Raw genomic sequence first — 12,570 nt, forward strand, 5'->3', positions numbered from 1 at the left:
GTCAACTTATTTTTGAATTATTTCATAAGATTTTCAAAATACTTAAATGTTATTTCGTTTGATACAATAGAATATATACAAGCATGTAGTGTGAATATGATAAGTTAAATGAATAGCAGTTAATGTGCAATCATATTGAAAAAGGAATGAAGCTAGACAGAGAGGTGGAAGCGGTAATGCAGCTACAATATACTTTATTGTATTGTTTAAAACAATTGAATGGTGAAAGAACCGTTTCTTCGATTTATTATTTATTAAAAGGAAAGAGATCGTCGCAAACATTACAAGATGGGAATATGTTTCAAATTTCTTTTTTGTTTGGGATTTATAAGTCATTAAATAGAGCTGATTATGATCAAGAAGTTGCAAGGTTGTTACGAACGGATTTAGTTCAAGGTATACATGATAATACATATGTGTTAACGACTGCTGGTAACATGCAATTAAACAAATGGGAAAGTGACTTTGCCTTTCCGACGTATTTAAATGGTTTACACTATGGTGAAATAGGTGAAACGTTTTGGAGGAGATTATCATTGATCGTTCAAACCATTTCGAATTTACAACAGGCGAATACGAAATTTATGCCAATTCAACAGGATACAGAAATAATGATGTGGGTGAAACGCTTCCTCACTGGAATACCATATATGAGAAGTGAATTGGCTAAAAGATTATGGAAGGAAATGCATACTCTTTTACAAAAAAATAATCCAGTAGAGGCGACAATCGTAACATATCGGTTAACTGGGTATGAACGTATTGGGTGTACTTTACAACAATTAGCGGAAATTACGAAACAAGATATATTTCGAGTTTATTTTTTATTTTGGGGTACAATTCATTTCCTTATTCAAGAAGTTCGCAATAAAGAAAATGAGTTTCCATTATTAGCTGAAATTATATCTTATCCAAATGAGAAAGCTGATTTATTTAGCTTATCAACGAAAAAAACATATAATCTTTGGAAACAAGGACGCTCTTTAGAAGAAATAGCAACAATTCGGAATTTGAAGGTTGCCACGATAGAAGACCATTTTGTAGAAATTGCTTTACGAGAAAAAGAATTTTCTATTGAGATGTTTATGGAAAAAGAAAAAATAGAAAAAGTAACAAAAGTAATTGAAGCATTACAAACACGTAAATTGCGTGTGTTGAAGCAAGCGGTTGGAGAGGAAATCTCTTATTTTGAAGTCCGTCTTGTATTGGCGCGGATGGAGGGTATAAATGAAGCTTGAGGAATATTTATATAAGTGGTTTGGATATTCTGAATTTCGTCCGGGGCAAAAAGGAGTTATTACGGACTTATTGGAAGGGAAAGATGTTGTAGCAATGCTTCCGACTGGAAGGGGAAAGTCAATGTGTTATCAACTTCCGGGGCTTCTGCAAGAGGGTACGGTGCTTGTTGTATCACCATTATTATCTTTAATGGAAGACCAAGTTACGCAATTAAAGTATGTCGTGAAAAATCGAGTTATTGCATTGAATAGTTTTCGGACGTTAAGTGAAAAAAGAGAAGCAATGAAAAAGCTATCTTTTTATAAATTTGTTTTCGTATCGCCAGAGATGTTGCAGTCGGAACTTCTAATAAGAGAATTGAAAAAAATTCATATTTCATTATTTGTCGTAGATGAAGCGCATTGTATTTCACAATGGGGCTATGATTTTCGGCCAGATTATAAAAAATTAGATAAAGTAATTGAGAGTATCGGATCTCCGACAGTACTAGCATTAACAGCAACTGCGACAAAGGATGTACTGCGAGATATAGCGGAAAGTTTAAATCTAAAAAATATCGCTGAGCATGTGTACTCAATTGATCGTCCAAATATTGCGATGGAAGTGCAATTTGTGGAAACAATAGAAGAAAAAAAAGAGGCGCTTTTTGAGCATGTAATGTATTTGCAAGGGCCTGGTATTGTTTATTGTTCAAGTAGGGCCTGGACCGAGCGTTTAACCGAGTATTTAAGAGGAAAAGGAATTACAGGTTTAGCTTTTTATCATGGTGGTATGGAACATGAAGAGCGTATGTTAATTCAACAACAGTTTATGAATGACCAGTTGCAAATTGTAATATGTACAAGTGCTTTTGGGATGGGGGTAAATAAGGCGAATACAAGATATATTATTCATTTTCAATATCCGACAAATGTAGCTTCCTATTTACAAGAAATTGGAAGAGGGGGAAGAGATGGAGAATTGAGTATAGCCATTTTATTATGTAGTCCATTGGATCACGATTTGCCGATTTCAATCATTGAAGATGAATTACCAAGTAAATCGCAAATACAATTTTTATTTTCGTTATTACAAGAAAGAATGTTTCAAACGAAAGTATTACCATTAGAAGATGTCGAAGAAATTTGTTATAATGCAGCAAGATTTAATGAACAGTATTGGCGTTTTACACGTTATCATCTCGAACATCTTGGAATCATACAACAGCGAAATCTCATGCTAGAGAGCTTGTCAGATGAAATAATGCACAGATTAATAGCGGAAGTGGAAGTGAGACTGCGTAATAAATATAGTGAGCTAGAAAATATGAAGTCATGGATACAAGTTCAAGGATGTAGACGTGAATATTTATTACAACAATTCGGTTATAGAAAAGAAAAAGAGATAGAAAACTGTTGTGATTACTGTGGTATTACAAAAACGGATTATAAAAAAAGACGAGCGCAACAGTTAGTTTTCGACTATAATTGGGAAACAGAGTTACAAAAGCTTTTCGGCCTAGGGAAGATGGAGGAATGATGAACATTCAAAGGCATAATGTTGAAGATATGAGTCCAAGAGAAATAAGACTGAATCTCTACATAACACAACTAATCATTCTTGGTATCGGTTGTTTACTAGCATATATATTATTTCAAGATAAAAGAGAAGTTTATAGTTTGTGGAAATGGGAACCGGTTTCTATACTTGTAATAGGTAGCTTGTTAGCGATCTGTATTGTGTTATTAGATTATGTTGCAATGCGAGTGTTTCCAGAATCTTGGTTTGATGATGGTGGCATTAACGATAGAATGTTTCAAGGAATTTCTGTCATGCATTTACTCTTTATCACGTTTATTATTGGTTTTGCGGAAGAGTTTTTATTTAGAGGTGTAGTGCAGACTCATTTCGGAATTGTAATAGCGAGTTTAATTTTTGCTGTGTTACATATTCGGTATATAACGAAGCCTTTTTTATTTTGTTTCGTCTGCTTTATTAGTTTTGTTTTTGGTTATGTATTCGAGTGGACAGGAAATTTGTTTATAACAATCTTTGCACACTTTCTTGTTGATTTTATAATGGGGCTCCAATTAAGAAAATAAATGGAAGGTGGTGGTGAACAACATGAGAAAACGAATTCCTGATTTTGAAGAGGAGTTAGAAGTTGAGCAAGTGGAAGAAGATGAAGGTTTACCGCCGCGTAGTGAAATTCATAGAAATAAAGAGAAAAAACCAAAGTTTAAAATAAATCACATTTTCGTCCGAGTGTTAACATTTTTGTTCATATTGTTACCTATTAGTATCCTATGGTATACGGATAAGTATATACAGGTAAAAAGTGATAGTAATAATGCTGAGAAAAGTGCGTTTGAAGTGATTTTCTTTGATTCAGCTCAGACTGAATCAAAGAAGCAGTCTGAGAAAGTAGCAACTCATGTTGTGAAAGATGGAGAAACTTTAGAAAGTATAGCGAAGCAATATTTCTCAGATGAAAATGGGATAGAAATAATAAAAAAGTATAATGATTTACAAGAAGATGAAGTGAAAGTAGGACAAGAATTGAAAATTCCTATAAAAGATAAGTCCACGAAGTATGAGAGTTAGCTAAATGAGTGATATAGCTTCACATAAAATTAAGGACTATACTTTACGAGGAGGGAGAGTAAAAAATATATGTCATGGATTATATTATTATGTACTCTCATATGCATTGGTTTTGTATGTCTTCTTGGAATGTATAAAGAAGCGATGCGTAATACAGTGTTGGAACATACTTTAGTATTCGAAGAATTTCCGGAAAGTTTTCAAAAAGTTAAAGTTTTTTTTATTTCGGATATTCATAGAAGGATCGTTTCTAGCTCGCTAATTGAACGAGTGAAAGGAAAAGCAGATATCGTAATTATTGGCGGCGATTTAGCTGAAAAAGGAGTACCTTTATCGCAAATCTCTTTAAATATTCAAAAGTTAAGAGAAATAGCCCCTGTATATTTTGTATGGGGAAATAATGATTATGAAATTGAATATCACGAATTGGATGCTTTATTAATAGAAAATAATGTGAAGGTATTAGATAATACAAGAGTTGTATTTGAGTCTGAATTAGGAGAGAAAATTTGCTTACTCGGTATCGATGATGTTGGATTAGAACGAGATCGTTTAGATTTAGCGTTGTCTGATTGTAAAGAAGAAGGTTTTCGCATTTTAATTAGTCACAACCCAGATATAATAAAGAAAATGTCTGGTAAAGAACAAATTTCGCTCGTATTAAGTGGACATACACATGGAGGTCAGATTCGGTTGTTTCCATCTGAAAAGCATTTAAAGGGTGGTGTATATAAGCATTCTAATACGACTCTCTTTGTTAGTAATGGGTATGGAACAACATTACTCCCTCTTCGTTTTCGGGCACCTTCCCAAACACATATCATTACGTTATGCGGAGGAAAATAATGCCGACTTTAAATGGGACATATAATATAAAAGCTGTTTCGAATATACTCGGAATTCAACCGAGTACACTTCGCGCATGGGAAAGACGCTATCATATTATTGCCCCAAAGAGAAATCGTGCGGGGCATCGTTTATATACAGAAGAGCATATTCATATTTTGAAATGGTTAATGAATAAAGTTTCTGAGGGGATGATGATTGGACAAGCAGTTCAGTTATTAGAAGGGAATCGGTTGCAGAACAACATTCAAAAAGAAAAAATTACAGATACAGAAGTTGTTTTAGTGGACGATATACTACAAGCTTTGTTAAAATTTGATGAAATTACAACTTCTGCATTATTAAACGAGGTTTTTAGTATATATTCAACGGAAAAGGTTGTTACAAGCATCATCCTTCAAGTGGCAAACAAGTTGTTATCTTTAAAAAATAATAATGAGATTACAATGTCACAATTCAAATATGTTGTATCATTCTTACAAACACGTCTAGGAATGATCTATCATAATGCGTCAGTGTATTCTTCCGTTAACAAAGTTTTCGTTTTAGGAAATAATATATTAAAAGGATTTATTTTCGCGACGTATTTACGACTAAAAGGATATCAAGCAATGTATATGGGGACAAGTTTAGATGAAGAAGGTATTTTACTAGCTATTGAACAATTACAACCTAAATATTTGTTTATATCTTTTGATGATGAACGAGAACTTGAAGAGGCAGTAGAATTTATTGACTTATTGCAAGAAAAAAATGAAAACCTCTCGGGTGGTTTTATAGGAAGAAAAGGCATTGGAGATCAATTAAATCTTCAAAATATCCTAATTGGTAACACGAAAGAAGAATGGGATGGATGGTTAAAAATGTCAGAATAGTCGTTCGAAAAGAACCATCTATTTTCTATTTCATATAATAAAAATTAGATGCAATGGTTACGTAGGGAGGGTATGAGATGAGACTGGAACGTTTAAATTATAATAAGATTAAAATTTTCCTAACATTTGATGATTTATCTGAACGAGGATTAACGAAAGAAGATTTGTGGAGAAATGCACCGAAAGTACAGCAACTATTCCGTGATATGATGCAAGAAGCGAATAAAGAATTAGGGTTTGAAGCGGATGGACCGATTGCTGTTGAAGTATTTTCTCTACAAGCTCAAGGTATGGTTGTAATTGTAACAAAAGAAAATCACGAAGTAGATACAGAAGATGAGTTCCGTGACGAGTTTATTGAAATGCAAGTGACTCTTGATGAAAGTGAACATATACTTTACGAGTTTGCTACATTAGATGATGTAATCAATTTGTCAAATCGCTTATATAACCTTGGTGTAACTGATGGGAAGTTGTATACGTGGGATGATCGTTTTTATCTTTGGATAGAAGAAGAAGAGCAATTTCAATTATTGAAGGCGGATTTTATAGCTATTTTAGCGGAATACGGTAATCCGTCAACAGCAACAATTTACCGCATAATGGAATATGGTAAAGAATTAATGGATTCTCAAGCAATTGAACAAATATACAATTACTTTGTAAAAAAACAAAACCTCAGCTAATGTAACGTAGCTTGAGGTTTTATTTTTATTCAGCTGAAAATCTAAAATCTATAAAGCGAAGTGTAGGAAACAAGACTAGCCGATCTATATTTAAAAATATAACCAGTATTTTTTGATGAAATAATTGTTTTATCGAACGTATTTTGATGAAAATAAAAAATATTTAAATATTTAAGTATTTTACTTTTCTAAAAGCAATAAAAGGACTATAATAATAGTGAAAACGCTTGCAACGCAAAATAGTTTGTATATATTTGTTAGCGTTTTCTATTGCATTCCAAATTTAACGGTGTATACTAGGCAATGAAGGTTTACTAAACAAGTGAAATTACAGGGGGTTTACTTACTATGGTAGCCGAAAAGGGAACTCAAACGAAAACACAACAACAAGGGGAACAACATTTTGAATTGTTAAATTCAACACAAATTGTAATTAATGAAGCATTAGAAAAATTGGGTTATCCAAACGAAGTATATGAATTATTGAAAGAACCAATTCGTATGATGACAGTGAAAATTCCAGTTCGTATGGATGACGGGACTGTTAAAATATTTACAGGATATCGTGCGCAACATAATGATGCTGTTGGTCCAACGAAAGGTGGAATTCGCTTCCATCCAAACGTAACAGAAAATGAAGTGAAAGCACTTTCTATTTGGATGAGTTTAAAATGTGGTATTGTTGATTTACCATATGGTGGAGGTAAAGGTGGAATCATTTGTGACCCACGTGAGATGTCTTTCCGTGAATTAGAAAGATTAAGCCGCGGTTATGTACGAGCAATTAGCCAAATTGTTGGTCCGACAAAAGATATTCCGGCTCCAGATGTATTTACAAACTCACAAATTATGGCATGGATGATGGATGAGTATAGCCGTATCGATGAATTTAATTCACCAGGATTTATTACGGGTAAACCACTTGTATTAGGTGGATCACACGGACGTGAAACAGCGACTGCAAAAGGTGTAACAATTTGTATTCGTGAAGCTGCGAAAAAACGTGACATTGATATTAAAGGTGCGCGCGTTGTTGTTCAAGGATTTGGTAATGCGGGTAGCTTCTTAGCTAAATTTATGCATGATGCAGGCGCGAAAGTAATTGCAATTTCAGATGCTTACGGTGCACTACATGATCCGAATGGATTAGATATTGACTACTTACTAGATCGTCGCGATAGCTTCGGTACTGTAACAAAACTATTTAATAATACAATTTCAAATACAGAACTGTTAGAACTTGATTGCGACATTTTAGTTCCTGCTGCAATTGAGAACCAAATTACAGAAGAAAATGCTGATAAGATTAAAGCGAAAATTGTAGTTGAAGCTGCAAATGGTCCAACTACATTAGAAGCAACAAAAATCTTAACAGATCGTGGTATCTTACTTGTTCCAGACGTATTAGCAAGTGCTGGTGGCGTTACGGTATCTTACTTTGAGTGGGTACAAAATAACCAAGGTTACTACTGGACTGAGGAAGAAGTAGAACAACGTTTAGAAAAAGTAATGGTAAAATCATTCGATTCAATCTATGAAACATCACAAGTTCGTAAAGTAAACATGCGCTTAGCTGCATACATGATTGGTGTTCGTAAAATGGCTGAGGCTAGTCGCTTCAGAGGTTGGGTATAATATATAATGTTTTGAGAAAACGTGATTTCCTTTTGAGGGAATCGCGTTTTTTGTTGAAGTTACTAGTTAGAGGTGTTGGATATGAATAATGAAATGATGAATTGAGTAGATTGATTAGAAGAAAGGGTAAACCAAACTAGAAAGTAAAATAGTAAGGATTGAAAATACTCAGAAAACAAGTATTTTTAGAATGTTTGGAGAGGGTTTATTGCATCTTGTTGTTGGAGGGCTGATTATCGCAGTAGTAATTGGAATTATTACGTAGCTTGGTGAAAAATAAAATAAAAACAAAAAGAACGCTTGTTCTACACGAACAAACGTGCTATACTTTCCTTAGATAAGCAAACGGAAACGATTTTAAGGAGAGATAAATGATGAAAATGACAGTAGACCAAAGATTTATGATGCCAGCAGATGTTGTGGAACGAGTGGAAGTTTTACGAAATAATCATAGTAAGCGTGGATCATTATTACAATCAGTAAATAAGTTTTTCGGTTTAGATACGAAAGAAGATTGTGTTTGGTTTTACGGTTTTTACGGAGTGGCTGTAAGTATTGTATTATTTATGGTATTCACATCAAATATTTTCGATTTTCTCTTCGCATAAGAAATAATGCCATAAGGACATTGCCACCGAATACATATATAAGGAAGTAAGGTAATTTTTTAGAGCGGGAGTTGGTAGTAATGGCGATGTTCCCTATTGAGCGTAATTATATTGGGTATGGAAATTCACGACCAGGAATTCCTCTTTCAAAAGTAAGATTTATTGTAAGTCATGACACGGGGAACCCTGGTAGCAATGCGATAGGAAATCGGGATTACTTTAATGAAATACAACCGAAAGCTTCAGCGCATACATTTATTGATGATAAAACAATATTAGAAATTGTCCCTATAAATGAAGTTGCGTACCATGTTCGATACAATGTGCCAACGGATAATGATTTATTCGGTTATGATGCGAATAAGGCTGCAATTGGGGTTGAACTTTGCTATGGTGGCGACGTAAACTTTTGGGAGGCGTATACTCGTTTTACGTGGTATCACGCTTATTTATGTCAAAATTTCGGTTTAAATCCTAAAAAGGCTATTGTGTCACACAAAACGTTGGATCCTACTCGGAAAATCGATCCTGAAAATGTATTAGGGCAACAAGGAATTAAATTTCAGCAGTTTTTAGCAGATGTCTATCGGATGTATGTTTCGTTTAGATGACAAATATATGAAAAATGAATACAATAAAGATAGGTGCCTACTGCTGTAAGTAGGTTTTTTCTTGTTTATATAAATAAAGCAGAGGTAGAAGACTAGGAGTGAACCGAGTATGCAAAAAGAAACAGTTATTATTATCGGAGGCGGTCCATGCGGATTAGCAGCGGCGATTTCGTTGCAAAAAGTGGGGTTAAATCCGTTAGTGATCGAAAAAGGGAACATTGTAAATGCGATTTATAATTATCCAACTCATCAAACATTTTTCTCCTCTAGTGAAAAATTAGAAATTGGTGAAGTTGCTTTTATTACAGAAAATCGTAAGCCATTTCGTAATCAAGCGCTCGCGTATTATCGTGAAGTAGTAAAGCGTAAATCTATACGTGTAAACGCATTTGAACGAGTGGAACAAGTTCAAAAAGATGGTGATGTTTTTAAAGTTGAAACGACGAAGCGTGACGGAAACAAAGAAATATATGTGGCGAAATACATTGTTGTCGCAACTGGATATTATGATAATCCGAATTATATGAATGTACCTGGTGAGAAACTTGAGAAAGTAGCTCATTATTTCAAAGAAGGACATCCTTATTTTGATCGAGATGTCGTTGTAATAGGTGGTAAAAATTCAAGTATAGATGCGGCGTTAGAGCTTGTTAAATCGGGTGCACGTGTAACAGTTCTATACCGTGGCGGGGAATACTCGCCAAGTATTAAGCCGTGGATTTTGCCGGAATTTGAGGCGTTAGTACGAAATGGGACAGTTCAAATGCATTTCGGGGCTCATGTGAAAGAAATTACTGAACATACATTAACATATACGGTTGATGGTGAATCATTTACAATCAAAAATGATTTTGTATTTGCGATGACTGGTTACCATCCTGATCATAGCTTCTTAACGAAGATGGGTGTTCGGATTGATGAAGAAACAGGGCGTCCGATTTATACAGAGGATAGAATGGAAACAAACGCTGAAAATATTTTCATTGCAGGTGTAATTGCTGCTGGGAATAACGCAAATGAAATATTTATCGAGAACGGTAGATTCCATGGAGATGCGATTGCGCAAACCATTGCATCAAGAGAAGAATAAAAAGAAGCTGTCGAAATTCGACAGCTTCTTTTTTAATCGTGCATATACATATTTTGGATTGCTACATGAGAATTTGTATTCTCTAATGCGACTAATAATTTAATACGCGCCTTTTGAGCATTTAAACCGTATGTGAATATAACGCCCATATCTTTTAATTGCTTGCCACCACCTTCATACGAATATACATCTTGAACGATACCGTTGAAACAGCGAGACACTAATACGACAGGAATTCCTTTGCCTATTAATCGTTCTAGACTTGGAAGTGTTCTTGGAGGTAAATTACCTTGTCCAAGTGCTTCGATAACAATTCCGTCTACTGGTAGTGTTTCGATTGCTGATAATAATGTATCATCCATACCTGCGTATGCTTTTAGAACGACAACGTTTTTAGAAATCTGTCGTACTGTGCATGTTTCGTGATGCACTAAAGCATGATGGAAAACAACACCACGTTTTGTTACCATGCCAATTGGTCCGTACTGTGGACTTTGGAATGTCGCGACATTACTTGTGTGCGTTTTTGTTACATTTGTAGCACAATGTATTTCGTCGTTTAATACGACTAGAACGCCTTTTTCAGCAGCTTCATTACTACTAGCAACTTTTACAGCTGATAAGAAATTATATAGACCATCAGCACCTAATTCATTACTAGAGCGCATTGCTCCTGTCACAACGATTGGGATCGTTGCTTGAACTGTTAAATCAAGAAAATAAGCTGTCTCTTCTAATGTATCGGTACCATGCGTAATGACTACGCCGTGAATATCGTCTTGTTTTACTCTTTCGTCAATGATGACTTGTAATTGTAGCATTTCGCTAGGAGTCATGTGAGGAGATGGAAGATGGAACACATCTTCGACAATTAAATCAACATCGCCTTCTAAATCAGGAATAAATTTTAAAAGAGGATTCTTTTCACCTGGTTGTACGACCCCAGTTTCTTTATCTTCCTCCATTGCAATTGTTCCACCTGTGTGTAAAACTAGGATTCTTTTCAATGCTTATACCCCTTTCAAGTTGAAAAATACATTTAGAACATAACATGTTTTGAGTAAATTCGACAATGAAAATGTATAAAAGTATGGTTAGAAAATGACAATAAAATAAATTACTTTAAGTGTGCTTCGGTAAGTGGTTATTAGGTTAGGTTTTGTTTATGGAAATTTATGAGAGGAGATGTGTAAGTGTAGAGAGGGAAGGAGTGAGTTTTTTGAAAAAAGTGGAGAAAATTATAATTCGTATATTACTGATTCAATTTATTTGTCTTTCTTTCGTCCAACTGCTTTTTATACATAAAGCTTCAGTGAAATATTTATCGAAAATTGTTTATTACGAAGGTGTCGTCACGCAAAATAAGGCGGAAATCTTACAGGTGAATAAGTAGTTTTCATTTTCTTCTATGATGGATTATGCTACAATAATTGAGGATTTAATGACGTGAGGCAAATGAGAAGAAGCAGGGGGAGAATACCTGCTTTTCGTTTTGTTTTTATAAGTGAAAAATGAGGTGTTACAATGGATAAACGAATTTCGATTGCTATAGATGGTCCAGCGGCTGCTGGGAAAAGTACAGTTGCAAAAGTTGTTGCGAAAAAACTTTCATATGTTTACATTGATACAGGCGCAATGTACCGTGCTATTACATATGCAGCCCTTGAACAAAAAGTGGATATTGAAAATGAAGAAAAGTTAATGGAAGTTGTAAAAAATGTAAATATTGAATTTCAGCAAGGGGAAAATACACAACTTGTATTTTTAAATGGACAAGATGTTTCCGAAGTGATTCGTACGCCAGATGTGACGAATCGCGTATCTATTGTAGCAAAGCATCGCCTTGTTCGTGAAGAAATGGTACGTCGTCAACAAGAATTAGCTGAAAAAGGCGGCGTAGTAATGGATGGCCGTGATATTGGTACACATGTACTACCAGATGCTGAAGTGAAAATCTTTATGCTTGCTTCTGTAGAAGAAAGAGCGGAAAGAAGATATTTAGAAAATATGAATAAAGGTTTCGATTCTAATTTAGAGCAGTTAAAAGAAGACATTGCTAGGCGTGATAAATTAGATTCAGAACGCGAAGTTTCTCCTTTGAAAAAAGCTGATGATGCATTGGAATTAGATACAACTTCTTTATCAATTGAAGAAGTTGTCCAAAAAATTATGGGTATTGTTTCAGGAGTATTTGCGAAATAAAGAAAGAGGACTATCCTCTTTCTTTTTTTTTTTTGAAATGTAAAGGATAAGTGAATTATAAGTCTCTTTTCTTGACAAATGGGCTAATTTGTAAGAAGTTAGTTACAGAGGAAAAAAACTGTCAGAATATATTCGCTATTATATTTCAAATCATACTTTCTTCAAGATGATTTTGCTGTATACTATTTATATAGG

Annotated in this window: 14 protein-coding genes; 13 read left to right on the plus strand and 1 reads right to left on the minus strand. The window is 34.4% G+C overall.

What is annotated here, in order from left to right:
* Positions 1-176: 176 nt before the first annotated feature.
* The 11 genes from AB3X48_RS11315 (at position 177) to AB3X48_RS11365 (ending at position 10,173) form a co-directional block, all read left to right on the plus strand.
* Positions 177-1,238: a YpbB family protein gene (locus AB3X48_RS11315; protein ID WP_016104316.1), complete on the plus strand. Its 1,062-nt coding sequence runs from the start codon at positions 177-179 to the stop codon at positions 1,236-1,238.
* Positions 1,228-2,757: a RecQ family ATP-dependent DNA helicase gene (locus tag AB3X48_RS11320; protein WP_088098871.1), complete on the plus strand. Its 1,530-nt coding sequence runs from the start codon at positions 1,228-1,230 to the stop codon at positions 2,755-2,757. Before AB3X48_RS11315 ends, AB3X48_RS11320 begins: the two co-directional genes overlap by 11 nt.
* Positions 2,757-3,320, plus strand: a complete 564-nt coding sequence (locus AB3X48_RS11325) for a CPBP family intramembrane glutamic endopeptidase (RefSeq protein WP_002201153.1) — start codon at positions 2,757-2,759, stop codon at positions 3,318-3,320. The genes AB3X48_RS11320 and AB3X48_RS11325 overlap by 1 nt, the downstream gene beginning before the upstream one ends.
* A 22-nt stretch (positions 3,321-3,342) precedes the next feature.
* Positions 3,343-3,822, plus strand: a complete 480-nt coding sequence (locus AB3X48_RS11330; protein WP_088098872.1) for a LysM peptidoglycan-binding domain-containing protein — start codon at positions 3,343-3,345, stop codon at positions 3,820-3,822.
* Positions 3,823-3,891: 69 nt separating this feature from the next.
* Entirely contained in the window at positions 3,892-4,668 is a 777-nt protein-coding gene (locus AB3X48_RS11335; RefSeq protein WP_016104317.1) for a metallophosphoesterase, read from the plus strand.
* The gene (locus AB3X48_RS11340; protein ID WP_016104318.1) at positions 4,668-5,543 is read left to right on the plus strand and encodes a MerR family transcriptional regulator; all 876 of its coding nucleotides are present in this window, start codon (positions 4,668-4,670) and stop codon (positions 5,541-5,543) included. Before AB3X48_RS11335 ends, AB3X48_RS11340 begins: the two co-directional genes overlap by 1 nt.
* A gap of 77 nt (positions 5,544-5,620) precedes the next feature.
* Positions 5,621-6,229 (plus strand): genetic competence negative regulator, encoded by a 609-nt coding sequence (locus AB3X48_RS11345; RefSeq protein ID WP_002158605.1) that lies wholly within the window; start codon positions 5,621-5,623, stop codon positions 6,227-6,229.
* A 348-nt stretch (positions 6,230-6,577) separates the two neighbouring features.
* Positions 6,578-7,864, plus strand: a complete 1,287-nt coding sequence (gene gudB, locus AB3X48_RS11350; RefSeq protein WP_000225168.1) for an NAD-specific glutamate dehydrogenase — start codon at positions 6,578-6,580, stop codon at positions 7,862-7,864.
* 371 nt (positions 7,865-8,235) lie between these two features.
* On the plus strand, positions 8,236-8,472 hold the full coding sequence (locus AB3X48_RS11355; RefSeq protein WP_002149379.1) for a DUF3961 domain-containing protein: 237 nt from the start codon (positions 8,236-8,238) through the stop codon (positions 8,470-8,472).
* A gap of 80 nt (positions 8,473-8,552) precedes the next feature.
* Positions 8,553-9,083: a peptidoglycan recognition protein family protein gene (locus AB3X48_RS11360; RefSeq protein ID WP_002149378.1), complete on the plus strand. Its 531-nt coding sequence runs from the start codon at positions 8,553-8,555 to the stop codon at positions 9,081-9,083.
* Between the two features lie 109 nt (positions 9,084-9,192).
* Complete coding sequence (locus AB3X48_RS11365) at positions 9,193-10,173, plus strand: YpdA family putative bacillithiol disulfide reductase (RefSeq protein WP_002158604.1); 981 nt, start codon at positions 9,193-9,195, stop codon at positions 10,171-10,173.
* 32 nt (positions 10,174-10,205) lie between these two features.
* Here the strand turns inward: AB3X48_RS11365 and ansA are convergent, their stop codons facing one another.
* On the minus strand, positions 10,206-11,180 hold the full coding sequence (gene ansA, locus AB3X48_RS11370) for an asparaginase (protein ID WP_078174418.1): 975 nt from the start codon (positions 11,178-11,180) through the stop codon (positions 10,206-10,208).
* Positions 11,181-11,392: 212 nt separating this feature from the next.
* On the opposite strand from ansA, the gene AB3X48_RS11375 reads away from it, so the two are divergent.
* Entirely contained in the window at positions 11,393-11,566 is a 174-nt protein-coding gene (locus AB3X48_RS11375) for a DUF5359 family protein (protein ID WP_207634195.1), read from the plus strand.
* A gap of 131 nt (positions 11,567-11,697) precedes the next feature.
* A complete protein-coding gene (gene cmk, locus AB3X48_RS11380; protein WP_002158601.1) occupies positions 11,698-12,375 on the plus strand; it encodes a (d)CMP kinase in 678 nt (225 codons plus the stop codon).
* The last annotated feature ends 195 nt before the right edge of the window (positions 12,376-12,570 follow it).

This window comes from Bacillus sp. S4 (assembly GCF_040838205.1).
Taxonomy (GTDB): domain Bacteria; phylum Bacillota; class Bacilli; order Bacillales; family Bacillaceae_G; genus Bacillus_A; species Bacillus_A cereus_U.